The 23,860-nt window shown below is 61.1% G+C and carries 26 protein-coding genes and 1 tRNA gene; 13 read left to right on the forward strand and 14 right to left on the reverse strand.

Going from position 1 to position 23,860, the window contains the following annotated elements; all coding sequences use genetic code 11:
* Positions 1 to 55: 55 nt before the first annotated feature.
* On the forward strand, positions 56 to 970 hold the full coding sequence (locus K7H22_RS18105; protein ID WP_230802252.1) for a hypothetical protein: 915 nt from the start codon (positions 56 to 58) through the stop codon (positions 968 to 970).
* Between the two features lie 68 nt (positions 971 to 1,038).
* On the opposite strand, the gene xth is transcribed toward K7H22_RS18105, so the two are convergent.
* Both xth and K7H22_RS18115 read right to left on the reverse strand, forming a co-directional pair.
* Entirely contained in the window at positions 1,039 to 1,818 is a 780-nt protein-coding gene (gene xth / locus K7H22_RS18110; RefSeq protein ID WP_230802253.1) for an exodeoxyribonuclease III, read from the reverse strand.
* A 131-nt stretch (positions 1,819 to 1,949) separates the two neighbouring features.
* Positions 1,950 to 2,273, reverse strand: a complete 324-nt coding sequence (locus K7H22_RS18115) for a HesB/IscA family protein (protein WP_230802254.1) — start codon at positions 2,271 to 2,273, stop codon at positions 1,950 to 1,952.
* Positions 2,274 to 2,355: 82 nt separating this feature from the next.
* Here K7H22_RS18115 and K7H22_RS18120 point away from each other — a divergent pair, with 82 nt between their 5' ends.
* The 7 genes from K7H22_RS18120 (at position 2,356) to K7H22_RS18150 (ending at position 9,288) form a co-directional block, all read left to right on the forward strand.
* Positions 2,356 to 3,522: a deoxyguanosinetriphosphate triphosphohydrolase gene (locus K7H22_RS18120; protein WP_230802255.1), complete on the forward strand. Its 1,167-nt coding sequence runs from the start codon at positions 2,356 to 2,358 to the stop codon at positions 3,520 to 3,522.
* 112 nt (positions 3,523 to 3,634) lie between these two features.
* Entirely contained in the window at positions 3,635 to 5,380 is a 1,746-nt protein-coding gene (gene argS / locus K7H22_RS18125) for an arginine--tRNA ligase (protein WP_230802256.1), read from the forward strand.
* Positions 5,381 to 5,494: 114 nt separating this feature from the next.
* Positions 5,495 to 6,514, forward strand: coding sequence for an SPOR domain-containing protein (locus tag K7H22_RS18130; protein ID WP_230802257.1), 1,020 nt, complete (start codon positions 5,495 to 5,497; stop codon positions 6,512 to 6,514).
* A complete protein-coding gene (gene nagZ / locus K7H22_RS18135; protein WP_230802258.1) occupies positions 6,490 to 7,518 on the forward strand; it encodes a beta-N-acetylhexosaminidase in 1,029 nt (342 codons plus the stop codon). The genes K7H22_RS18130 and nagZ overlap by 25 nt, the downstream gene beginning before the upstream one ends.
* Positions 7,511 to 8,320, forward strand: coding sequence for a segregation and condensation protein A (locus K7H22_RS18140; RefSeq protein WP_230802259.1), 810 nt, complete (start codon positions 7,511 to 7,513; stop codon positions 8,318 to 8,320). The genes nagZ and K7H22_RS18140 overlap by 8 nt, the downstream gene beginning before the upstream one ends.
* On the forward strand, positions 8,313 to 8,978 hold the full coding sequence (gene scpB / locus K7H22_RS18145; protein ID WP_230802281.1) for an SMC-Scp complex subunit ScpB: 666 nt from the start codon (positions 8,313 to 8,315) through the stop codon (positions 8,976 to 8,978). The genes K7H22_RS18140 and scpB overlap by 8 nt, the downstream gene beginning before the upstream one ends.
* Before the next feature lie 94 nt (positions 8,979 to 9,072).
* Positions 9,073 to 9,288, forward strand: coding sequence for a hypothetical protein (locus K7H22_RS18150; protein ID WP_230802260.1), 216 nt, complete (start codon positions 9,073 to 9,075; stop codon positions 9,286 to 9,288).
* An 83-nt stretch (positions 9,289 to 9,371) separates the two neighbouring features.
* On the opposite strand, the gene K7H22_RS18155 is transcribed toward K7H22_RS18150, so the two are convergent.
* From K7H22_RS18155 to K7H22_RS18190, 8 genes are all read right to left on the reverse strand, one after another.
* Positions 9,372 to 10,448: a 2'-deoxycytidine 5'-triphosphate deaminase gene (locus K7H22_RS18155; protein ID WP_230802261.1), complete on the reverse strand. Its 1,077-nt coding sequence runs from the start codon at positions 10,446 to 10,448 to the stop codon at positions 9,372 to 9,374.
* Positions 10,449 to 10,530: 82 nt separating this feature from the next.
* Positions 10,531 to 10,607, reverse strand: a tRNA-Pro gene (locus K7H22_RS18160).
* Positions 10,608 to 10,668: 61 nt separating this feature from the next.
* Complete coding sequence (locus tag K7H22_RS18165) at positions 10,669 to 11,508, reverse strand: MerR family transcriptional regulator (RefSeq protein WP_230802262.1); 840 nt, start codon at positions 11,506 to 11,508, stop codon at positions 10,669 to 10,671.
* A gap of 15 nt (positions 11,509 to 11,523) precedes the next feature.
* Positions 11,524 to 11,826 carry an integration host factor subunit alpha gene (gene ihfA, locus K7H22_RS18170; protein ID WP_230802263.1) on the reverse strand — a complete coding sequence of 101 codons (303 nt, stop codon included), beginning with the start codon at positions 11,824 to 11,826 and terminating at the stop codon, positions 11,524 to 11,526.
* A gap of 152 nt (positions 11,827 to 11,978) precedes the next feature.
* Positions 11,979 to 12,950 carry a beta-ketoacyl-ACP synthase III gene (locus K7H22_RS18175; RefSeq protein ID WP_230802264.1) on the reverse strand — a complete coding sequence of 324 codons (972 nt, stop codon included), beginning with the start codon at positions 12,948 to 12,950 and terminating at the stop codon, positions 11,979 to 11,981.
* Positions 12,947 to 14,044 (reverse strand): phosphate acyltransferase PlsX, encoded by a 1,098-nt coding sequence (plsX, locus tag K7H22_RS18180; protein ID WP_230802265.1) that lies wholly within the window; start codon positions 14,042 to 14,044, stop codon positions 12,947 to 12,949. Before plsX ends, K7H22_RS18175 begins: the two co-directional genes overlap by 4 nt.
* Before the next feature lie 22 nt (positions 14,045 to 14,066).
* Positions 14,067 to 14,273 (reverse strand): 50S ribosomal protein L32, encoded by a 207-nt coding sequence (rpmF, locus tag K7H22_RS18185; RefSeq protein ID WP_230802266.1) that lies wholly within the window; start codon positions 14,271 to 14,273, stop codon positions 14,067 to 14,069.
* Positions 14,274 to 14,489: 216 nt separating this feature from the next.
* Entirely contained in the window at positions 14,490 to 15,062 is a 573-nt protein-coding gene (locus K7H22_RS18190; protein ID WP_230802267.1) for a YceD family protein, read from the reverse strand.
* An 87-nt stretch (positions 15,063 to 15,149) separates the two neighbouring features.
* Here K7H22_RS18190 and K7H22_RS18195 point away from each other — a divergent pair, with 87 nt between their 5' ends.
* The 4 genes from K7H22_RS18195 (at position 15,150) to K7H22_RS18210 (ending at position 19,116) form a co-directional block, all read left to right on the forward strand.
* Positions 15,150 to 15,602, forward strand: a complete 453-nt coding sequence (locus tag K7H22_RS18195) for an outer membrane protein assembly factor BamE (RefSeq protein WP_230802268.1) — start codon at positions 15,150 to 15,152, stop codon at positions 15,600 to 15,602.
* Between the two features lie 138 nt (positions 15,603 to 15,740).
* The gene (locus K7H22_RS18200; protein WP_230802269.1) at positions 15,741 to 16,487 is read left to right on the forward strand and encodes a GNAT family N-acetyltransferase; all 747 of its coding nucleotides are present in this window, start codon (positions 15,741 to 15,743) and stop codon (positions 16,485 to 16,487) included.
* 118 nt (positions 16,488 to 16,605) lie between these two features.
* Positions 16,606 to 18,441 (forward strand): ABC-F family ATP-binding cassette domain-containing protein, encoded by a 1,836-nt coding sequence (locus K7H22_RS18205; protein WP_230802270.1) that lies wholly within the window; start codon positions 16,606 to 16,608, stop codon positions 18,439 to 18,441.
* Between the two features lie 48 nt (positions 18,442 to 18,489).
* The gene (locus K7H22_RS18210; protein ID WP_230802271.1) at positions 18,490 to 19,116 is read left to right on the forward strand and encodes an FMN-binding negative transcriptional regulator; all 627 of its coding nucleotides are present in this window, start codon (positions 18,490 to 18,492) and stop codon (positions 19,114 to 19,116) included.
* A 71-nt stretch (positions 19,117 to 19,187) separates the two neighbouring features.
* Here K7H22_RS18210 and K7H22_RS18215 read toward each other — a convergent pair whose 3' ends face one another.
* From K7H22_RS18215 to K7H22_RS18230, 4 genes are all read right to left on the reverse strand, one after another.
* A complete protein-coding gene (locus K7H22_RS18215) occupies positions 19,188 to 19,943 on the reverse strand; it encodes an SDR family NAD(P)-dependent oxidoreductase (RefSeq protein WP_230802272.1) in 756 nt (251 codons plus the stop codon).
* 57 nt (positions 19,944 to 20,000) lie between these two features.
* Positions 20,001 to 21,032: an AbrB family transcriptional regulator gene (locus tag K7H22_RS18220; RefSeq protein WP_230802273.1), complete on the reverse strand. Its 1,032-nt coding sequence runs from the start codon at positions 21,030 to 21,032 to the stop codon at positions 20,001 to 20,003.
* 151 nt (positions 21,033 to 21,183) lie between these two features.
* Positions 21,184 to 21,627, reverse strand: a complete 444-nt coding sequence (locus tag K7H22_RS18225; protein ID WP_230802274.1) for a YtoQ family protein — start codon at positions 21,625 to 21,627, stop codon at positions 21,184 to 21,186.
* Between the two features lie 93 nt (positions 21,628 to 21,720).
* Complete coding sequence (locus K7H22_RS18230) at positions 21,721 to 22,395, reverse strand: type 1 glutamine amidotransferase domain-containing protein (protein ID WP_230802275.1); 675 nt, start codon at positions 22,393 to 22,395, stop codon at positions 21,721 to 21,723.
* Between the two features lie 402 nt (positions 22,396 to 22,797).
* Between K7H22_RS18230 and K7H22_RS18235 the strand changes: the two genes are divergently transcribed.
* Complete coding sequence (locus K7H22_RS18235; protein WP_230802276.1) at positions 22,798 to 23,856, forward strand: tyrosine-type recombinase/integrase; 1,059 nt, start codon at positions 22,798 to 22,800, stop codon at positions 23,854 to 23,856.
* Positions 23,857 to 23,860: the final 4 nt, after the last annotated feature.

The following is a 23,860-nucleotide window of genomic DNA, read 5'->3' on the forward strand; positions in this document are numbered from 1 at the left end:
CGCGAAAAAGCGATGCAGGCTTATCCTTTAGGCAAGAACCTTGAGGAGTAGATAAATGGATTACCGGATACCCGCAATTTCGGGGGCAATGATTGCTTTGTTGCCGATCGGTGTTGCCGCACAGGACATCACAGGGGCTGCCACTTTCGGATTGGGCAGCTACGATTCCTCGGACGGATTTAACGATTTCTCGACACGGTCGCTGGATGGCGAGATTGATCTGAAATTCTCGAACGGCCTGATGTTTGGCGCGACCGCCGCCACAACCCGTGCCGATGTCGACGGTATCGCCGAAGATGCCAGCGTAAACACCTTTGGACTGTCGGCTGGCTATGCCTTTGCATCGCAATGGAACGGCGGCGTTTATTTTGAGAATAGCGAATTCGCGCTGGAAGGGTTCGGCAGCGAGTCGGTTGATTCCTACGGCCTGTTTGTCGGCTATTCGAGCGATCTGATGGATTTCGAAGTTTTTGGCGGCGAAACAGACGGTTACGTGGTCAGCGGCGCTGGCATCGACTGGAATGATCTGGGTCTCAGCCTGTCTTACAATATCGGGCCGGATGGCCAGTTCGGGGGCCATGTGATGCGCTCGCACCTGTCGCGCGGCGCGGTAGAGGTGGATATGGTGTCGACCGGTCTGGGGGGGCACTACGCCTTCGGACAGGGCTTCACGGGCTTTGCAGGCGTGACCCATGCCACGATCGAAGAGTTTGCGGGCGATGTCACAACGGTGGGGGTCGGTGTCGGCTATGATCTGTCGGCCTTCACCAATTTCGGGGCTGTGGCCTCGCTGGAACTGGCGCGGTCAAGGCTGGATGACGGTACGGACACCTATGACGAGGACAGCATCCGGATTGGTGTGACCGTCCCTATCGGTGGGACAACATCGCTGCCCATGAACAGCGTCGCGCGTTCCGCGCTGTCACCGAACCGCATGGCGGTTTCGTCCACCCTGATCGGCGCCTACTAGACGCCCGTCGCGCGCAGAGGACAACAGAGCGGCAGGTTGTGCCGCTCTGGTCATGATATGCTCTGCCTTCAGTTGTCCAATGTGACCCAGACAGGGACGTGATCCGACGGTTTTTCGCGGTCGCGCAGGTGTTTGTCGATGCCGACACCTGTCAGCATATCCGCGCAAGAGGGGCTGAGCAGCAGGTGGTCGATCCTGATCCCGTCATTGCGGTTCCACGCGCCTGCCTGATAATCCCAGAAGGAATAATGCCCCGGTCCCTGAATGCGGGCGCGAAACGCATCCGTTAACCCCAGATTGATGATCCGGCGATAGGCGGCGCGGCTGTCGGGAAGGGCCAGCGCATCTGCGCGCCAGGCATCGGGGCGGGCCGCGTCCTCGTCCTGCGGGATGATGTTGTAGTCACCCGCCATCAGGAACGGGATTTCTTCGGCGAGCAGGGCCGCGGCCCGAGCTTGCAGGCGCGTCATCCATGCCAGCTTGTAATCATATTTCGGCCCCGGCGCAGGGTTGCCATTGGGCAGGTAGAGGCCACAGATGCGGATGGCCTGCTTGCCGACCACTGTCGCCTCGATATAACGGGCCTGTTCGTCGCTTGCGTCACCGGGCAGGCCACGCGTCACGTCTTCCAGCGGCAGTTTTGACAGGATCGCCACGCCGTTGAACGATTTCATCCCGTGCGTTTCCACATTATAGCCGCGCTCCTCGAACAATTCACGGGGAAAGGCCTCGTCGACCGATTTGATCTCTTGCAGAATTGCGATGTCGGGTTGTTCTTCATCCAGCCATTGCGGCAGCGCCTCGATCCGCGCCTTGATGCCGTTGATATTGAATGTGGCGATCTTCATGGCGCGTCCTCGGCTGTGATGCGGATGGATCGTCTATCCCGCAGCGGGCCGGATCATGCAAGACGGTTCCAATGGGGGACTGCGCTGCAGCGGTTTATGTATTAGTTAGATTAACCAAAATAAGCCGTTGGCTACATTGAAAAAGATACGCCACATCCGCAAGAGGAAGAGGCGTTCGGATTCTCGATGACAAAACGCGCGCCGATCAATTCCTCGGAAAAGTCGATGGTGGCACCTGCCAGAAACGGCAGCGATACGGAATCGACCACAACGCGCTCGCCTTCGCTTTCCAGCACCAGATCATCCGCAGCGGGCTGGTCCAGCTTGATTTCGTATTGAAAGCCTGAACAGCCGCCGCCTTCGACGGCCACGCGCAACGCCTGTCCTTGGCCGGAGGCGCCGATTTCGGCCAGCCTTGCAAAGGCGCGGGGGGTCACTTTCGGGGGCAGTTGCATTGGCGCGCTCCTTGACGGTTTCGCATCAGCTTGAAACCGAATATATGCGCGGCAGGGACAGGCGACAAGGACTACAGGGCAGATGACAGCAAGCTATGCGTCCGATCCGGCACAGACGCGCGGGCGATTGGTGGCCGAGGAAGAGAGTATCTTTCGCACGCCCTTTCAGCGTGACCGCGACCGGATCATCCATTCCAGCGCTTTCCGACGGTTGAAACATAAAACGCAGGTGTTCATCGAGCATGAGGGCGACTATTTCCGCACGCGCCTGACCCATTCGATCGAAGTGGCGCAGGTAGCGCGCACCGTGGCGGGGGCTTTGGGCCTGAATGCCGAACTGACCGAGGCGGTTGCGCTGGCGCATGATCTGGGCCATCCGCCTTTCGGTCACACGGGCGAGGATGCGTTGCAGACGCTGATGGCCCCCTACGGTGGCTTTGATCACAACGCGCAGGCCATCCGTATCGTCACCTCGCTCGAGCGGCACTATGCCGAATGGGACGGATTGAACCTGACATGGGAAACGCTGGAAGGCATCGCTAAACATAATGGGCCTGTCACGGGCGACATTCCCTACGCCCTGTCCGACTACAATGCCCGCCACGATCTGGAACTGCACACCCATGCCAGCGCAGAGGCGCAAGTGGCAGCCTTGGCGGATGATGTCGCCTATAACAATCATGATCTGCATGACGGTCTGCGGGCCGAGTTGTTCTCGACCGATGAACTGGCGGAACTGCCGATCCTGAGAGATTGCTTTGCCGAAGTGGACCGGCTTTACCCCAAGCTGAACTATTACCGCCGCCGTCACGAGGCGCTGCGCCGGTTCTTCGGCATCCTTGTTTCGGATGTGATCGACGTGAGCCGCGCGAACCTTACCGCCCTGAACCCCGCCACAGCGCAGGATATCCGGCTGGCGGGGCGCATGATGGTGCAATTCTCGCCGGATATCTGGGCCGACCTCAAGGTGATCCGCACCTTCCTGTTCCACCGGATGTATCGCGCGCCTGCCGTTGTCACGATGCGCATCTATGTCACGCAGGTGGTGAATGACCTGTTTCCGCTATTCATGCGCGAGCCGCAATTGCTGCCGAAACAATGGCGCAAGGATGTCGAGGAGGCACAAGACCTTCAGGCTTTGGCGCGGATCGTGGCGGATTACATCGCCGGCATGACCGACCGCTTTGCCTTGCAGGAACATAGCCGCTTGCTGGGCTCGGACCCTGCGGATCGGCCGCCGGGCGTCTGATCCGGCCTCAAACGCGCTGTTTTCAAGGCTATTCCGGCATCGCGCAAGGCGGGCCGGATTGACCTTGCCGCTGGCAGTGCTAAACCGCTGGCCAGTTGATAAGGATGACGTGATGAACCTCTTTACCCAGATGCGCACCCATGTGCTGGACACGCTGGCCGCCATGACCGCCGAGGGGCAGTTGCCCGCAGGGTTGGACATGGCCGCCGTGACGGTCGAGCCGCCGCGCGATGCGGCGCATGGTGATATGGCCACCAATGCCGCGATGGTGCTGGCCAAGCCGTCGGGCCGCAACCCGCGCGAGATCGCCAGCGAGCTGGCGCGCCGTCTGGCAGGTGATCCGCGCATCGGATCGGTCGAGGTGGCGGGGCCGGGCTTTTTGAACATGCGGCTGGTCGATGGTGTCTGGCAGGGGCTGGTGCATGAAGCATTGGTGCAGGGCAAGGAATTCGGCCGCTCGGGCATGGGGCGCGCGCGGCGTGTGAACGTGGAATACGTCAGCGCGAACCCGACGGGCCCGCTGCATGTCGGACATACCCGCGGGGCTGTTTTTGGTGACGCGCTGGCAAGTCTGCTGTCCTATGCAGGCTATGACGTGACGCGGGAATATTACATCAACGATGGCGGCGCGCAGGTCGATGTGTTGGCCCGTTCCGTTTATCTGCGCTATCTTGAGGCACGCGGGCAGGACGTGGCCTTTGTCGATGGCACCTATCCTGGTGATTATCTGATCCCCGTGGGGCAGGCGCTGGCCGAGGCTTATGGAGACGATCTGGTTGGCAAACCCGAAGCCGAGTGGCTGGAAGATATCCGCGATTTCGCAACCGATGCGATGATGCATCTGATCCGCGAGGATCTGGCCTCGCTCGGCGTCGAGATGGATGTGTTTTTCAGCGAGAAATCCCTTTACGGCACCGGTCTGATCGAGGCGGCACTGAAGGCGCTGGACGACAAAGGCCTGATCTATGAAGGCGTGCTGGAGCCACCCAAAGGCAAAACGCCCGAGGATTGGGAGCCGCGCGAGCAGACGCTGTTTCGCTCGACCCAGCATGGTGACGACGTGGACCGTCCCGTCAAGAAATCGGATGGCGGCTGGACCTATTTCGCCCCCGATATCGCCTATCACTATGACAAGATCGAACGGGGTTTCGATATCCTGATCGACGTCTTCGGCGCGGATCATGGCGGCTATGTCAAACGGATGAAGGCGGCTGTCTCGGCCCTGTCGGATGGCCGTGTGCCCGTCGATATCAAGCTGTGCCAGTTGGTGAAGCTGTGGAAAAACGGCGAACCCTTCAAGATGTCGAAACGTGCGGGCAATTTCGTGACCCTGCGCGATGTGGTCGAACAGGTCGGCCCCGGCGTCACGCGCTTTCACATGCTGACGCGCAAGAACGATGCACCGCTGGATTTCGATTTCGACAAGGTGCTGGAACAATCCAAGGACAATCCTGTGTTCTACGTGCAATACGCCCATGCGCGGGTATCGTCCGTGCTGCGTAAAGCGGCAGAGGCCGGCATCGACGTGTCGGATGCGGCGCTGCAGGGGGCCGATCTGTCCGGTCTGTGCCATGACACCGAACTGGCCGTCGCGCGCAAGCTGGCCGAATGGCCGCGCCTGATCGAGATCGCCGCACGCACTAACGAACCGCACCGCGTGGCTTTCTATCTTTATGAACTGGCCAGCGATTTTCATTCGCTCTGGAACAGGGGCAATGACGAACCGGCGCTGCGCTTTATCCAAGAGGGTGATAACGCAACATCGCAAGCGAAAATCGCCCTTGCAGCAGCCGTGGCCGTTGTTATTTCCGCCGGTCTTGGTATTCTGGGCGTGCAGGCTGTGGACGAGATGCGCTAAAGCAAGGGATTTGTTCGAAATCTCGCATATAATAAAGCGCACGACAGGTCCGCAGACCGAGGCAGAGCAACGAACCGCGGGGGGCAAAGCATCCCCTGTGGCGGAAAGGCGGACATGGCAGATAATATCGCAGAGGAGCGCGTCAATGCGCCCGTTGCACGCAAGAGCATCAGCACACTGGCCAACTTGGTGGGTGCAGGACTGTCCTGCGCGTTGATCGTCGGTGTCGGCGTCTGGAGCTACAAGCTGGTGATGCGCGACGTCAACGGCATCCCCGTTGTGCGTGTGATGGAAGGCCCGATGCGGCTGCAACCTGAGACGCCAGGGGGGAGTACCGCGGACCATCTGGGGCTGGCGGTCAATCAAGTGGCAGGCAGCGGCGTGGCCGCGCCGCCGGCGGACAGGCTGGTGCTGGCGCCGCGTCCGGTTGCCTTGGCGGAAGAGGATGTGCCCGCCGCGGATTTGATGGCCTTGGCACAGGTTTTCCCCATGCCGATGCCCAGCGTGGACCCTGCTGTGAACATCATGGAGCAGACGGACGCACTGGCCGCTGTCACAAGCGGCGCGGCGAAACCGGACGGGGCCGATCTCACGGGCGGCGCGAGGATTGAAAATGCATCCTTTGGACAACCCGCGCCTGACTCGATGTCGGCGATGGTCGATCAGATCCTGGCGCAGGTGCTTGAATCCGCGCCTGACGATGCCGAGAGCGGCGCAGAAACCGCAGCGATCAGTATTCCGGCGGTAGAGGGCGGGATCGGTCAGTCCCTGCGGCCGCAAGCGCGTCCGGCCTCGATGGTGCGGGCTGCGGCCTCGTTGGGGGCGGTTGCGGAGGAACCGGCAGCTCTGGCCGTGCAGGATGTGGATGCGGCCTCCATCCCCGCAGGCACAAGGCTGGTGCAGCTGGGCGCTTATGACAGCCCCGAGGTGGCCAAGCGCGAATGGGACAGGCTGGCCTCGCGCTTTGGGGACTACCTGCAAGGCAAGGCCCGCGTGATCCAGCTGGCCGAAAGCGGCGGGCGCAATTTCTACCGCCTGCGCGCCATGGGCTTTGCCGATATCAACGACTCGCGCCGCTTCTGTTCCGCCCTGCTGGCCGAGCGCGCCGAATGTATTCCGGTCAGCGCCAAGTGAGCCGCTTCGGGGCGACGATCCTTGATGCCGAAGGCTTGCGCCTGTCGCCGGATGAAAAGGCGTTCTTCCGCGAAGCCGATCCTTTCGGCTTCATCCTTTTCGCCCGCAATATCGACACCCCCGATCAGGTCCGTGCCCTGTGCGACGAGATGCGCGCAGCGGTCGGGCGCGATGCGGTGATCACCATTGATCAGGAAGGCGGGCGTGTGCAGCGCCTGCGCAACCCTCGCTGGCGGGAGTGGTTGCCTGCGCTGGAGCACGTGACTGCGGCAGGCGATCAAGCGGCGCAGGCGATGTATCTGCGCTTTCGCATCATTGCGGCGGAACTGCGTGATCTGGGGATCGACAGCAATTGCGCGCCTCTGGCCGATGTGGCGGGGCCTGCGACCCATCCTTTCCTCTTGAACCGCTGCTATGGCACGGATGCCACCTCGGTGGCGGTCATGGGCCGTGCGGTGGCGGATGGTCTGCTGGACGGTGGCGTATTGCCCGTGCTGAAACATATCCCCGGCCATGGACGCGCGACCGCTGACAGCCATCTGGACCTGCCGCGTGTCACAGCCAGCCTTGACGACTTGCGCGCCGTCGATTTTGTCCCTTTCGCGGCATTGGCGGACCTGCCGATGGCAATGACCGCGCATCTGGTCTATGAGGCGATCGACGACGCACCCGCGACCCTTTCCGCGAAGGCGATGCAAGTGATCCGTGAAGAGATCGGTTATGACGGGCTGATCATGACGGATGACATCTCGATGAAGGCGCTCAAGGGCGATCTGGGGCAGATCAGCCGCGATGCGCTGGCGGCGGGCTGCGATGTGGTCTTGCTATGCAATGGCAGCCTTGCGGACCGCCGTCTTGTGGCGGACGCGTCAGGTCTGATGACCGAAGCGGCACAACGGCGCGCGGAACGGGCACTGGCGACGCGCCGCGCGCCGGATATGGTTGACATCGCAGCGCTGGACGCGCAGCTTGGGGCGCTTCTGGACGGGTGCCGCCATGGTTGACAACATCTTCGAGGATCAGGGACATCGCGATGGTCCCGGTAGCGTAGCCGAAAGGCTGGCGGCCGAGGCGCTGATCGTGGATGTGGACGGTTTCGAGGGGCCGCTTGACCTGCTGCTGACCCTTAGCCGCACGCAGAAGGTGGACCTTCGCAAGATATCTGTGCTGGATCTGGCGCGGCAGTATCTGGCATTCGTGGAACGCGCCAAGGCGCTTAGGCTGGAACTGGCCGCCGATTATCTTGTGATGGCAGCTTGGCTCGCTTTTCTGAAATCCCGCTTGCTGCTGCCGCCCGATCCGCATGAGGAAGGCCCCAGCGGCGAGGAACTGGCAGCACACCTGGCCTTCCAACTGGAACGGCTGGCCGCGATGCGCGATGTGGCTGCACGTCTGATGGCACGCGACCAGAAGGGGCGTGATTTCTTTGTGCGCGGCGTGCCAGAAGACGTGATGCGCCTGCGCACGGTGCGCTACAGCGCAACCCTGCTGGACCTGATGCAGGGTTATGCGCGTATCCGCACACGGGACGAATTTCGTCCCTTTGTGATGGATCGCGATTCTGTTTTCACAATGGAACAGGCGCTGGAGCGGATGCGCGGGTTGATCGGTTTTGCGGGCGACTGGACCGATATTTCCAGCTATATGCCCGAAGGCTGGGGCGCTGATCCGATGCGCCGCCGCTCGGCCACGGCCTCGACCTTTGCAGCCAGTCTGGAACTGGTCAAGGAAGGCCGCGCCGAGCTTCGCCAGTCCGACACTTTCGCGCCGATCCAGCTACGTAAACGCGATGACCGCGATGTCTGAGACCGAAGAGCCGGACATGCAGGCCCAAAGCCTGTTCGAGGCCCCTCCGATGGGTGAACAGGAACGCATGGTCGAGGCGATCCTTTTCGCCACAGCCGAACCCGTCACAGTGCGCGAGCTTGAGGCGCGGATGCCGCATGGTTGCGACGCGGCCGAAGCGCTGGTGCACCTGCGCAAACGCTACGGCGGGCGCGGTGTGCATCTGGTCAAGGTAGGCGATGCATGGGCGATGCGGACAGCGCCGGATCTGGGTTTCCTGATGCAGAAGGAAACGGTCGAAACCCGCAAGCTGAGCCGCGCCGCGATCGAGACATTGGCGATCATCGCCTATCACCAACCCGTCACGCGCGCCGAGATCGAGGAAATCCGCGGTGTTTCTGTCAGCCGCGGGACGGTGGACCAGTTGCTGGAAATGGAATGGATCAGGTTCGGACGCCGCAAGATGACGCCGGGCCGCCCCGTGACCTTTGTCGTGACCGAGGCGTTTCTGGACCATTTCGGCTTGGAAAGCGCCCGCGATCTGCCGGGCCTCAAGGAATTGCGCGCGGCGGGTCTGCTGGACAACCGCTTGCCACCCTCAAGCATGCCGCAAATGGGCGAGGGCGAAGATCAAGAAGACGAGGCCAGCGAGGGCCAAAGCGAGCTATTCGAGGATTGAGCGGAATTTTCGCCAAAGTGACCCTGAAATTTCCACATTTCTATGTTATGTGATGTCAAAGGCCAAAACGGCCAACGGGTTCGAGGAGTGCAGGATGAACGTCAATCAGCTTATCAATATGGTCATGAAACTGTTTGTCCGCAAAGCGGTGAACGGCGGCATCAATGCCGGCATGCGCAAGATGTCGGGGTCGGGTCGTGGCCGTAGTGCCGCACAAGGCGGCGCGCCGATGGATGCCGGACAAGGAAAACAGGCGGTTCGCAAGGCAAGACAGGCCGCGCGTGCCGCAAAACGTATCGGCAAGATGTGATACATGACCGGACGCCGGATTCGGCGGGCAGAGGAATTTCGGATATTTAAGGCAAGAAGAAGCGAGGGCAGGCGGCTTGGCCATCAGCCCATGTGGAAATGCTTGCTGAGTTTCAGGCCCTGACCCTGATAGTTCGACGCGATTCCGCGTCCGTAAAGCTGGGCAGGTTCTGCGCGCATACGTTCGTAAACCAGACGCCCGACGATCTGGCCATGCTCCAGCACAAAGGGCGCTTCGTGGCAGCGCACTTCCAGCACGCCGCGTGATCCGGCCCCGCCTGCGGTGTCATGGCCGAATCCGGGATCGAAAAAGCCTGCATAGTGAACGCGGAACTCTCCCACCATCGCCAGATAGGGGGCCATCTCGGCGGCATAGGCGGGCGGGATGCTGACGGCTTCGCGGCTGACAAGGATGTAGAAGGCACCGGGGTCCAGAATGATCTGGCCATTGTCGGTGCGCACATCCTCCCAGTATTCAGCCGGATCGTAATGGCCGATCCGGTCCAGATCAATCACGCCCGTGTGGGGTTTGGCGCGGTAGCCCACAAGCGTGCCCGAGGCGGGGCGCAGGTCGACGGAAAAGCCCAAGCCCTCGTCTATGACCGCTTTGCCATCCACCAGTGGCGAGGCGGCATGCAGGCCTTCCAGTTCCTTATCCGTGAGAACAGACTGACCCTGCCGGAAGCGGATCTGGTTCAACCGCATTCCCGGACGCACCAGTACCGAAAAGGAGCGGGGGCAGATCTCGGCATAGAGCGGGCCGTGGTAGCCCTGCGGGATGCGGTCGAACTCTGTGCCGCCATCGGTGATGGTGCGGGTCAGCAGATCCAGCCGCCCGGTCGAGGACTTGGCATTGGCGACCGCCTGCATATCGGCGGGCAGGTTCAGGCTTTCCATCAATGGCACAACATAGACGCAGCCCTTTTCCAGAACGGCGCCCGCTGTCAGATCGACGCGGTGCATCTCGAATTCAGCCAGACGTTCGGTGACGCTGCGCCCTTGCCCTGTCAGGAACGAGGCGCGGACTCGGTAGGCGACGTGGCCAAGACGCAAATCAAGGCTTGCGGGCTGGATCTGGTCGGGCAGGGGGGCCGGATCGGCGGTGATCTGGGCGGCGTCAATCATCGCCTCGATCTGCTGGCTGGGGATCACGCCGGTCATGTCACGCCTTTCCTGTGGCCGGATATGCAAATCGCCCGGAGCCTTGCGGCACACGAGCGATTGCGGAACCGTCGAAATGTTTTGGTCGGGCTAGCAGGACTCGAACCTGCGACCTTCCGTCCCCCAGACGGACGCGCTACCAGGCTGCGCCATAGCCCGACGGTCTGGCTGTAATACTGGATTTCGGAGCAGGGGCAAGGGGTAATTCCCACTTTTCACCTCAGCCTTTGCGGGCGGCACCCATGCGGGCCCCCAGCTTGTCGAGCCGGTCGAGAATCGGCAGCAAGCTTGCCCTGTGGCTGCTGGAAACAGACCCTTGCAGGGCGGCGATCAGCGCCAGAACGCCGGGCTGGTGCGGGGCGTTGTCGGCAACCGGCGTTTGCGGAATATCGGCGCCCAGCGGTGCACGGGGTGTTGACGCAACAGGAGGCCGGCCAATATCCGGAGCCTCGGATTCCGGGCTGGCTTGTGGCCGATCCACTGCTAACGGTGCGGGTTCCCGATCGGGCAGTGCGTCGGCAGGATCAGGGGGCTGCGTTGCGCTATCGACCGGAGCGTTATGTGCCTGCGCGATGTCGGGCGAATCCGCGACGGTCTTTTCGGCAACAGATGCCACAGGCGGCGACGCAGGTGCTGGCGGGCGGGGTGCAGGTGATGCAGCGCTGGTGTCGTGGGCCGGTTCCGTGACCCGCTTTGCGACGGGTATAGCGTCTGGCGCGGTGTCCCTATTGGCGACCGCCGCTGTCACCGAGGCGGCGACAACCGGTGCGGCAGTATCGTCGTCCAACGGTTGCGACAGGGCACTGACATAGCGAACCCCTTGTTCGCGCATGATTTTCTGCGCGCCTTTGATGGTCATACCATCATCATGCAGCAGTTTCTTGATGCCACCCAGCAGCAGCATATCCTCAGGCCGGTAATAGCGCCGCCCGCCCGCGCGCTTGACGGGCTTCACTTGTGTGAACTTGCTTTCCCAGAAACGCAGCACATGGGCGGGGCGTTCAAGCCAGTCTGCCACTTCGCTGATAGTGCGAAAGGCCTCCGGTGATTTGCCTGCCATTTGCCCTGATCCCGCTTAGCCCTTGGGGCCTGACGCGACCCGTTCCTTCATCAGATGCGAGGGCCGGAAGGTCAGGACGCGGCGCGGATTGATCGGCACTTCCTCGCCCGTTTTGGGGTTGCGGCCGACACGGGCCGACTTGTCCCGCACTGAGAATGTGCCGAAAGACGAGATCTTGACCTGCTCGCCGGCCACAAGCGCATCCGACATATGTGTCAGCACGCTTTCGACCAATTGGCTGCTGTCATTGCGCGACAGGCCGACCTCGCGAAAGATGGCTTCGCTCAGGTCCATTCTGGTCAAGGTCTTGTCACTCATCATCCATCCCCCGTCATGTTTCGCCCAAGCATAGGGGCATGGACAAATTCGAGTCAATATCAATGGCTTGGCGAACAGGTTTTGAGCGGTGCATGACCGAGCCGCATCACTCTGCCGTGGCTTGCCGCGCCCAGCCCCGTGAAGGTTCTGCCCTACCAGCGCAGGACGACCGCGCCCCATGCCAGACCGCCGCCAATCGCCTCGGTCACGATCAGATCGCCCTGCTTGATCTGGCCACGGTCTCGGCCCACCGACAGGGCCAGCGGGATCGAGGCGGCGGATGTATTGCCGTGATCCTGCACCGTCACGACGACCCGATCCATCGGTACCTGCATGCGTTGTGCCGTGGCCGTGATGATCCGCAGATTGGCCTGATGCGGCACAATCCATGCGACATCGCCGCCTGTCAGCCCGACCTTGTCCAGCGCGGCATGGGCGGTTTGTGCAAGTTTTTCAACAGCATGGCGGAATACTTCGCGCCCCTGCATTCGCAGATATCCGGTCGAATGGGTCGACACACCGCCATCGACATAGAGCAGATCGCGGTGTCGCCCGTCCGAGTTCAGATCGCTGGACAGGATGCCGCGGTCAGTGTTGTCGCCGCTGCCTTCCTGCGCCTCGAGGATCAGCGCACCGGCACCATCACCGAACAGGACCGAGGTGGAACGGTCGCTCCAGTCCATCAGACGGCTGAAGGTTTCCGCGCCGATCACCATCACGCGTTTGGCCTGACCGGACAGGATCATCCCGTTGGCATTGGCCAGTGCAAAGACGAAACCGGCGCAGACGGCTTGCACATCAAAGGCAAATCCGCGTGTCATGCCCAGATTGGCCTGCACCATCGTGGCGGCTGCGGGAAAGGTTAGATCGGCAGTCGAGGTGGCAAGGATGATCGCGTCCAGATCGTCGGCCTGCATACCTGCATCCGCCAGCGCGGCCCGCGCGGCGCGGGTGGCCAGATCGGATGTCGTTTGCCCTTCGGCGACGAAATGGCGGCGTTCGATCCCCGAGCGCGCCTTGATCCATTCATCCGATGTATCCAGCTTGGCCTCGAATTCAGAGTTCGGCACGATCCGTTCGGGCAGGTAATGCCCAATGCCCTTGACAACGGCGCGAGTGGTCATTGCGTGTCTTCCTGTTGCGTCTTTGTATCGTGAGCAAGTGCTGTCGCAGATGCAACCCGTGCGGCCAGTTTTTCGGAAAAGCCCGATTGTGCCAGCTTGAAGGCCAGCTTGACGGCGGCGGATACGCCGGTTGCATCAGCAGAGCCGTGTGATTTCACTACTGTGCCGTTCAGCCCCAGAAATACCCCGCCGTTGACCCTGCGCGGATCAATGCGCGCTTTCAGGCGGCGTAGCGAGGTCAGCGCCAGCAACGAGGCCAGACGCGACAAGGGGGTGTATTTGAAGGCTTCTTTCAGCAGATCGCCAATCAGCTTGGCCGTGCCTTCACCGGTTTTCAGTGCGACATTGCCGGTGAAACCATCCGTGACAATCACGTCGCAGACATCGCCCGGAATATCGCCACCCTCGATAAAGCCGACAAATTCGAAGTTGGCCTGGCTTGCGACGCTGCCGATCAGCTCATGCGCGACTTTCAGCTCGGCGCGGCCTTTATTTTCCTCGGTGCCGACATTCAGAAGGCCGACACGGGGATGGGACAGGTTCATCCCGTTGCGAGCGTAAGAGGCACCCATCAGCGCGTATTGCAAAAGATCATGCTCGTCAGCGCGCACATCCGCACCGACGTCCAGCATCACGTTGAACCCTTGGGGATTGCGCGAGGGCCACAGGACGGCAATCGCCGGACGGTTGACGCCAGGCAATTTGCGTAGACGCACCATCGACAGCGCCATCAGCGCGCCGGTATTGCCGCAAGAAACAGCAACTGTCGCCTCGCCATCGCGCACCGAGTCGAGCGCAGACCACATCGAGGTGTCCTTGCCATGGCGCATGATATGGCTGGGTTTGTCGGTCATCTGCACGATGCCTGTGGCGTCGCGGATCTCGCAGCGTCCGGCAAGTTGCTTGCGCTTGGACACCAGCCGCTCAAGCTCGTCTTGCGGGCCATGCAGGATGAAGGCGATATCAGGATTCACCTTGGCTGAAAGGGCAATGCCGGCAACAACTGCTGCCGGCCCCAAATCGCCACCCATGGCGTCAACAGATATGATGATGCGCCCTGAACGCGTCGAGGACTGGTCCGACAACGTGGACATGGGCGCCCCTTGGTTAGGCCGCTTATGCGGCGTCTTCGTCCAGATCAACCTCTTCGGTCATGGCGATGACTTCACGCTCGGCGTAATGGCCGCAGGCGCCGCAAACATGGTGCGGACGCTTCAGTTCGCCACAGTTCGGGCATTCGTTGGGATTCGCTGCAACCAGCGCATCATGTGCACGGCGATTGTTGCGGCGCGATTTGGAGACTTTGTTTTGCTGGACGGCCATCGTGCCACCTCGATTATCTGGGGGCCTTGCGGCCATGTTTCATACGGGTCTGGGGGCACATATGCGCTCGGGCGTGCCGTGTCCAACCCTAAATTCGATTGAGCGGCGGAAAATACTGCGAATCCGTCAACGTGCAAGCGGTTTTTTGAAGGCTTCCGCCTCGCCCTCACAAGCCCGCCTTGCGGTGCGTTTCAGGACAATTGCACGGTGCCGAGGTTACTTTTCGTCAGGCTCGTCCGGCATGTCCGACAGCTTGTCACGCAGCGCCGCAAGCCCCGCGAAGGGTTTCATCGCTTCTTCGGTCAGCGCCGTCTGTCCCGGTTCGGTGACTGTGACGCTGCCGATCGCGGCGCCTTCTGCCCGGGGCCATGCGGGCAGGGCCAGCGCCAGCGCTTCCAGCATGACCGAATAGGGATTGATCGTGCTGCCCAGCGGTTCGGCGGAATCGTCCTCGGGAATCTCGATCTCCTCGCCCTCGGGCAGGATTTCGCTGGGATCGGACAGGTAAAGACGCCGCACAGGTTCATCTATGCGCGTCGTCACAGGCTCCAGCGTCACGACGCAGGGCTGCACCACTGTCGCGCCCAACATGCCCTCCAACTGCCAATCCGATTGACCCTCGGCGCGAATTTTGCCCTTGAAGGCAAGTTTTCGCAGCGCCAAAAGGCCTAATTCATCAGCAATTGCCTGCAATTCAGCAGCGTCGGGGCGCAGATCGAAGTCTGTCGGGGTGTTCTGAGACAGATCGGAGACCCGCAGGGCGTTGTCGGTTTCGCGTGACTGGGACATGGGATCAGACGCTTCCATTCTTGAACCGGGGGCATTCCTTGTATAAGCGGGATAAAAGGCACACGTCGCCAAAGCAAGAGGGCAGGGATGTCAGGCAAGAGTTTCCGGTTCGGCAAAATCATTGCGGTCCTGTCCATACTGGCGCTTGGGGCCTGCTCTGCGCAATTCCGCAACCACGGCTATGTGCCCACCGATGCGGAACTGGCTCAGGTCACGGTCGGCGTGGATACCCGCGCTTCGGTCGAGGATCTTGTCGGTGCGCCTGCCATGTCGGGCATGATGACCGAAAGCGCCAGCTATTATGTGCAAAGTCGCGTGCGCCAGTTTGCCTATCGCGCGCCCGAAGTGGTCGAGCGGGAGGTTCTTGCCATCAGCTATGACAGCGCGGGTGTCGTGACCAATATCGAACGCTTCGGGCTTGAGGATGGCCAGATCGTGCCGATCTCGCGCCGTATCACGGGCACGTCCGGCGCCAGCGAATCCATTCTGCGCCGCCTGATCGGCAATCTGGGGGCCTTCCGCGCCTCGGATTTCCTGTAACCATGCCTGCCGCCACGGGCCATTCCTGATCCGTGGTGCGGCATCTTTGCTTGGCCCGCCGCGTCACCTGCCTGACATGTCTTGCGGCTATGCTGGCGCAATCGTAGCCTTGCGTCACAGGAACGGCTGGGGCATCGCATGCTGGCACTGACAAAAGGGCGCTACAGGGTACGCACAGCCGTGACCGATTCCGATCTTGGTGCGGCGCAACGTTTGCGGCAGCTTGCTTTCCATCCTGATGACGCAGCTGCCGGACACAGTCCGGACAGCGATCCTTTTGACGCGCTGTGCACCCATGTTCTGGTCACGGATATCAATAGCGGGCAGCTTGTCTGCTGTTTCAGGATACTGGAATTGCCCGATGGCGCGCAGATCGAGCGCAGCTATTCCGCGCAGTTCTACGAATTGTCCCCGCTCAAGCAATTTCCGGGCCGGATGATCGAAATCGGGCGTTTCTGCATCCATCCGCATTATCCCGACCCCGATATCCTGCGCCTGGCATGGGCGGCGCTGACGCGCCATGTGGATGCGCAGGGGGTCGAGATGCTGTTTGGCTGTTCCTCGTTCAAGGGCACGGACCGCAACCCCTATCTGGATACCTTCGCCATGCTCAAGGACAGCCACCTTGCCCCCGCGCAATGGCGGCCCATGGTCAAAGCGCAACAGGTATTCCGCTTTGCTGCAAGGCTGCGGCGCAGGCCTGACCGGCGCAAGGCGTTGCAGGCGATGCCGCCCTTGCTGCGAACCTATCTGATGATGGGCGGATGGGTCAGCGATCATGCGGTGATCGACAAGCAGATGGATACGCTGCATGTTTTTACAGGGCTTGAGATCAGTGCGATCCCCGATGCCCGCAAGAAATTGCTGCGCGCGGTATCGGCCTGATCCGGTCTGCCCTATGGCAAGGCGTTCCGCCGGAATCGGCCCGCAAAGACCATCACGTTTACAGGTGGGCTTTTTGGCGGTCCTTGACGGCACCCCGTCGCGCGGATAGCAGGCGATCATGGCACGCGCACCCCTTCTGCAACTCTCCGATATCTCGCTGACTTTCGGCGGTGATCCCGTTTTTTCCGATCTGTCGCTGGTGGTTCAACCCGGCGACCGTGTGGCGCTTGTCGGGCGCAACGGGTCGGGTAAATCCACGTTGATGAAGGTGATGGCAGGGCTGGTCGAACCCGATCTTGGCGCGCGTGTGGTCACTCCGGGCATCACCGTGGGCTATATGGAACAAGACCCGATGATGGAGGGGTTCACCACGCTGGGCGATTACGCTGCCAGCGGGCTTGACCCGTCCGAATCCTACAAGGTCGAGATCGCGGGAGAGGGGCTGAAATTCGACCCTGCGCGCCCTGTGGCTACCGCATCGGGTGGCGAACGTCGCCGCGCTGCGCTGGCCAAGCTGATGGCCGAGGCGCCCGAACTGATGCTGCTGGACGAGCCGACCAACCATCTGGATATCGAGGCGATTGCCTGGCTAGAGGCGGAACTGTCCACAACCCGCGCCGCTTTCGTGTTGATCAGCCATGACCGCGCCTTTCTGCGCGCGCTGACGAAGGCAACTTTGTGGATCGACCGCGGTGCGGTGCGGCGGCAGGAAACCGGATTCGAGGGATTCGAGGCATGGCGCGACAAGGTCTGGGAAGACGAGGATATGCAGCGCCACAAGATGGACCGCAAGATCAAGGCCGAAGGGCGTTGGGCGGTCGAAGGCATCAGCGCGCGGCGCAAACGGAATCAGGGCCGCTTGCGCGCCCTTCAGGATTTGCGGGCCGAACGCTCTAGCCAGATCCGGCGGCAGGGCACCGCGGCGATGGCGCTGGAGGCGGGCACGAAATCCGGCAAGAAGGTTGCCGAAGCTGAAGGTATCTCAAAGGCTTATGACGGCAAGGTGATCCTGCGCGACTTCTCGGTCAAGATCCTGCGCGGTGATCGCGTGGCCTTTGTCGGCCCCAACGGTGTGGGCAAAACCACGCTTTTGCGGATGCTGATGGGGCAGGAAGCGCCTGATAGCGGCACAATCAGCCTTGGCACGAACCTGATGCCTGCGATTTTCGATCAGGCCCGCGCGCAGCTTGATCCCGACATGAGCCTTTGGGACAGCCTGACCGGCGATCCCGATATGCGGGTGTCGGGCAAGGCCGATCAGGTGCTGGTGCGCGGTGCACCGCGCCATGTGATCGGCTATCTCAAGGATTTCCTGTTCGACGAGCGTCAGGCCCGCGCGCCTGTCCGCAGCCTGTCGGGTGGTGAAAAGGCGCGACTGCTACTGGCCAAGCTGATGGCCAAGGAAAGCAATCTTCTGGTGCTGGACGAACCGACTAACGATCTGGATATCGAAACGTTGGACCTGTTGCAGGAACTGCTGGACGATTACGATGGCACTGTTCTGCTGGTCAGCCACGACCGCGACTTTCTGGACCGCGTTGCTGCGACCACCATCGCGATGGAAGGCGACGGGCGCGCCACTGTCTATGCGGGCGGCTGGACCGACTACCAGGCGCAACGGGCCGAACGCGGCGATACCGCGGACTGGAATTCGGTCAGCTATGATGGCAAACGCAAGGGGCCGGCCAAATCCGAAACGCCTGCTGCGGCCAAGCCTGCGGGAAAATCCGCGCTGTCCTTTACCGAGAAACACCGCCTTGACGCTTTGCCCGGTATCATCGCCACGCTGGAGGCCGAAATTGCCAAGCTTGAGGAATTTCTTTCGGCCCCCGATATCTTCACCAAAGAGCCTGTAAAATTCCGCAAAGGCACCGAAGCGCTGGCCGAACGCCAGAAGGCGCTGGCGGCAGCGGAAGAAGAATGGTTGGAGTTGGAAGCAAAAGCCGAGGCTTGAGGCAGGCTGGCCGCGTCTTGCCTTGCATGGAATGTGAAAGGTCAGTGCATGTATCTGCCAGATCATTTTGTTGAAGCAAACCAAAGCGAGGTGGCGGCCCTGATCGCCGACTATCCTTTGGCTGCCATTGTCGCGCAAACCGCGCAGGGCATGATCGCCAACCATATCCCCGTGATGGCCGAGGGTGACACTATGCTGATCGGTCATGTCGCGCTGAACAACGACATGCATCGCCTGATCCCTGATCACGCGGATGTGCTGGCGATTTTCAAGGGCGAGGACGGATATGTCTCACCCAATCTCTACCCGACCAAACCCGCGCATCACCGCCATGTGCCGACATGGAACTATCAAGTGGTGCATGTGGCCGGACGGATCACCTTCCAGCATGACGACAAGACCAAGCGCGCCATTGTGGGGCGGCTGACGCGTGACCATGAACGCGCGATGAACGGCGAAGCGGCATGGCGCATGGCGGACGCGCCGCGCGATTATATGGAGACGATGCTGGCCGCCATCGTCGCCTTCCGGATCGAGATCACGGGCATTGCCGCCAAGTCCAAACTCAGCCAGAACCGCGAGGCGGTGGATCATGCAGGAGTTGTTGCCTCCTTCAAGGCGCGGGGCCTTGACAGGATGGCGGCACGGATGCGGCGACGCGACAGCGACGATTAGGCCTGCCACATAAGAAAAACGGCAGGACTGGCCCGCCGTTTCTTTTGTTACAAATGCTTGCAGAGCAAAGCTTACCTCATGCGCAAAGCACCGTCGATGCGGATGGTCTCGCCGTTCAGATAGCCGCTTTCGACGATAAAACGGGCAAGGCTTGCATATTCCTCCGGTCGACCAAGGCGGCGCGGGCAGGTCACATCCGCAGCCAGCTGGTCCTGCACCTCTTGCGGCAGGCCCATCAGCATCGGCGTCAGGAAAATCCCCGGCGCAATCGCCATGACGCGGACGCCCTCGCGTGCCAGATCGCGCGCCATTGGCAGCGACATACCCGCGATACCAGCCTTGGATGAGGCATAGGCGACCTGGCCCTTCTGCCCGTCAAAGGCCGCGACCGAGGCGGTATTGACGATCACACCGCGCTGGCCATCCTCGGAAGGATCGTTCTTGGCCATTTCAGCCGCGGCCAGACGCGAGACATTGAATGTGCCGACAAGGTTGATCCCGATGACACGGTTGTAATGCTCAAGGCTGTGTGGCCCGTCCTTGCCCAAGGTTTTTTCGGCGGTGCCGACTCCGGCGCAGTTGATCGCGGCGTTGATCTTGCCCATCGCCTTGACGGCATGCCCGATCGCTGCCTTGACAGAGGCTTCGTCGCTCACATCGGTCTGTGCGAAATGCGCGCCGATCTCGGCGGCGACAGCCTCGCCGCGTGTCGCGTCGCGGTCCAGTATCGTCACCTGCGCGCCCGAGGCGCGGAACAGCCGCGCCGTAGCTTCCCCCAGACCCGACGCGCCGCCCGTGATTACGGCAGCAGTATCTTGCATCAGCATATCAGCCCTCTTCTTTTTTGTTTGACAGATGTGGGTTACCCCTTGTGTGCAGGGCTGTCAAAGCTGATTGCCCCGCTTTTGCAAGCGCGCGATCACGCTCATTCCGATCACCGTCAGGATGATGCGGTAGATGTGATGCGCGGTCACCAGCGCCGGATTGGCCTGCAGACTCAGTGCGATCAACGCCATCTCGGTCACACCGCCGGGTGCAAAGCTGACCAGCAGTGTGTCAAAGGCAGCCCCTGTGATACGTTGCACCAGCAGTACCAGCGGCACCGCCAGCGTCATCATAAAACCGACCGAGGCCAAACCAAGCCCCAGACCGCGCAGCAGGGCGCGGCCTTTCAGCCCGCCAAAACGCATGCCTAGGCCGGCCCCGATCACGATCTGCGCGTCATTGATCAACCATTGCGGCATATCCAGCGGAACCAGTCCGCTAAGGCTGACAGCCCCCGCCACGAACAAGGGCCCCGTCAACTGGCCCGCAGGCAGGCGCAACCAGCGCCCTACCGCCAACCCGAGCGCACCGACCGCCACCACCACCGGCAATTGGCTCAGGTCCACATCGGCGCGCGCCAGCGTCATGCCCCCCGCACTGCCCACCGGCGCGCCCAGCCAGACCGACAGGCCGATGGGTAGAAGCGAGATCACAAGGATGATCCGCAAAAACTGCTGCATGGTCAGGATCGCGATATCCGCGCCCGCTTCCTCGCCCATGGCGATGCTTTCCATCAGCCCGCCTGGGGTGCCGCTATAGAAGGCCGTCGGCTTGTCATAGCCGCCGATATGGTGGAAAATCGCATAGTTGCCGGCATGGGCCAGCGCGACAAACAGCGTCAATGCCGCGAAACTGACCGCCATTGCAGGCAGCAGCGCCCCAAGTTCGGGCGAGACCTGCGCCCCGATCATCACACCGATCACCGCCAGAAAGATCAGCCGGATATTCTGCGGAAACTTGTATCCGGTGGGAAAACGCCTGCCCAAAAACGCCGACAGCAAGGCCGTGGCGATCAGGCTGCCCAGCATATAGGGCAAAGGCAGCAGTGTTTGGCTGGCCAGCATCCCGCCAGCAGCACCTGTCGCCAGCACGAGAATCGTCGTCAGGATCGTGGCAAGTGTCAGGGCAGGGGCTTTCGTGGTTATATGGACTCCGGCCCTTCTTAGGATGCGTCGTCAGGGAAGCCAAGAGCAGGCGCTTGGGGGGGGGGGCGACGGCGGCAAACCGGAGGCGTGACGCGGCCTAAAGCTGTCCTTCCAGCACGTAGCGCAGGATTCGCACCACCTGTTCGGGTGTCTGCGCTACCGCCAGTGCTGCCGCGTCCACCTCTTTCAGCGCGTGCTGATGGTCGGGGCCGTGCAGGATGATCAGCGACTTGCCCAAGGCCGCGGCATAGCCTGCGTCGAAAGCGGCGTTCCACTGTTTGTATTGATCGCCAAAGCGCACCACTACTATATCGGCATCCGCAATCCCCTTGCGGGTGCGGATCGCGTTGATTTTGGCACCTTTGTGGTCGTGCCAGAACTTGTCCGGCTCTGCTCCCAGTATTTCGACGCCACAATCATCGCTGGCGGCGTGATCGGTGACGGGGCCGGTAAAGTTCACATCCAGACCCAGCGCCCCTGTCACGATCCGGTCGCGCCAGTCGGTGTGGATTTCGCCCGAAAGGTAAACCTTCCATGTCATGCCTCTTCTCCTGTCTTGTCTTGGGTCGCGCTACCTTAACCGGTCACAGCGCAGAGGTGAACCGCCTGACGGGTTCAGACGGCGTGGCCCAGATCAGAGCAGGGACAAGAGCCGGCGTGCCGCTTCTTCGGACGAGGCCGGGTTCTGGCCGGTCACCAGTTTGCCATCCGTCACCACGAAAGAAGACCAGTCGTTGCCCTTGGTGTATTGGGCGCCACGGTCCGCCAGCATATCCTCCAGCAGGAAGGGGACCACATCGGTCAGGCCTGCGCCTTCTTCCTCGGAATTGGTGAAGCCCGTGACCTTGCGACCCGCGACGAAGGGTTTTCCTTCAGGGGTTTTGGTGTTCTTGAACGCGGCGGGCGCGTGGCAGACGGCTGCGATGGGGCGATCTTTTGCCGCGAAAGCCTCGATCAGGGCGGCGCTGTCGGCATCTTCGGCCAAGTCCCACAGTGGACCATGCCCGCCCGGAAAGAAGACCGCATCGAAATCATCCGCCGCGAGGGTGGACAGAATGGATGTCTGCGCCAGCGCCTCCTGCGCGGCGGTGTCTGATTTGAAGCGCTTGGTTGCCTCGGTCTGCGCGTCGTCCGCATCGCTGGTCGGGTCCAGCGGCGGTTGCCCGCCCTTGGGCGACGCCAGCGTCACATCCGCGCCTGCATCCTTGAAGACGTAATAGGGGGAGGCGAATTCCTCCAGCCAGAAGCCGGTCTTATTGCCGGTATCGCCGAGTTGGTCATGTGAGGTCAGAACCATAAGAATGTTCATCTGGAATTCCTTTGTTTTGATATTTCGAGCACCCCGACCGCAGGATCGCGGCGAGGCGGTGTCACCCCGTCAACGCCCCTGTGAGGGGTCGGTTCCGCTTTCAGTTGGAGAATTCGGGCAAAGGGAAGGGTTCCCACGCGTCACGCCGCATGGGGGGTGGCTTGGGCATGCGAACACTTCGCGTCAGGACACCCTGTCGTCCTCAAGATAATCAGTTGGAGATTGGAGCGGGTGAAGGGAATCGAACCCTCGTATTCAGCTTGGGAAGCAGATGACGTACCATTTCCATACCTCCCCATATCACTTAATTGTACCTTAAAAATATAGTGTTTTAGTGCGTTTAGTGTGCTATACCTCCCCATAGCTATCCGCCCTTAACCTCCATATTTCCGGTCCAAATCCGTGCCAAATCTAACCGACATCAGCGTTCAGAAGCTCCAGCCAGGGCTTCACTTCGACGAGAAAGTAAAGAACTTCGCCATACGCGTCGGAAAAAACCGCCGCACCTGGATTGTGGTGAAAGGCGAGAACCGAACCAAGATCACTCTTGGTCATTACCCTGCCATGTCTCTCTCAGAGGCTCGAAAACGGGCCATGCTGGCTTTGGCGACGCCTACTCAAGAAAAGGTGCGTATCAGCTTCCCTGACGCCGTACAGGAGTTTCTAGGGCTTTCCAGATGGCGTTTCCACAGCAAGCGCGTCCTCACCAGCTCGCTCAAGCATTTCAAGTGGACCAAACCCTTGGACAAGATCACTTACGATGATGTGGTCACTGCACTTAACGCAATCGAAGGTTCGTCAGCCCGGTCCCACGCTCTGAAGGACATCAAGACGTTCTTCAACTGGGCAATCCCGCGCTATCTGAGCACGTCGCCTTGCGTCGGTATCAAAGCAGAACCTCAGGCCAGCCGTTCCCGCGTCCTCACTGACGACGAAATCAAAGCCTTGTGGCCGCACTGCGAAGGCACGTTCGGTACGATATTCAAATTGCTGCTACTGACTGGGCAGCGGAAGACTGAAATCGGCCTCCTCAAGGGCGAGTACATCAAAGGTGACAAGGTCACTCTGCCACCTACCATTGTCAAGAATAAGCGCGAGCACACCTTCCCTCTTGGCCCTTTGGCGCAGTCGCTGCTACCGGAAAAGAATAGGGGCTATCTTTTCAATGCCACCGAGGGTGACGGGCCGTACAACGGCTACGCCTATCACTTAAAGAAGCTGCAGAAGGCGAGTGGCACTGACAATTTCACGCTCCACGATCTGCGCCGCACATTCTCCACGCGCATGGCCATGCTCAGCGTTCCTATCCACGTGACTGAGAAGATCCTCAATCACGTCTCTGGCACCCATACGGGCGTCCAGGCTATCTATAACCGGTACAGCTACCAGAATGAGATGAGTGAAGCTGTCTTGCTTTATGAACATGACCTGCCCCCCGAAACTTCCCGCGTTCTAATGTAGAGTT

This window comes from Seohaeicola saemankumensis, from assembly GCF_021021435.1.
Lineage (GTDB): Bacteria > Pseudomonadota > Alphaproteobacteria > Rhodobacterales > Rhodobacteraceae > Seohaeicola.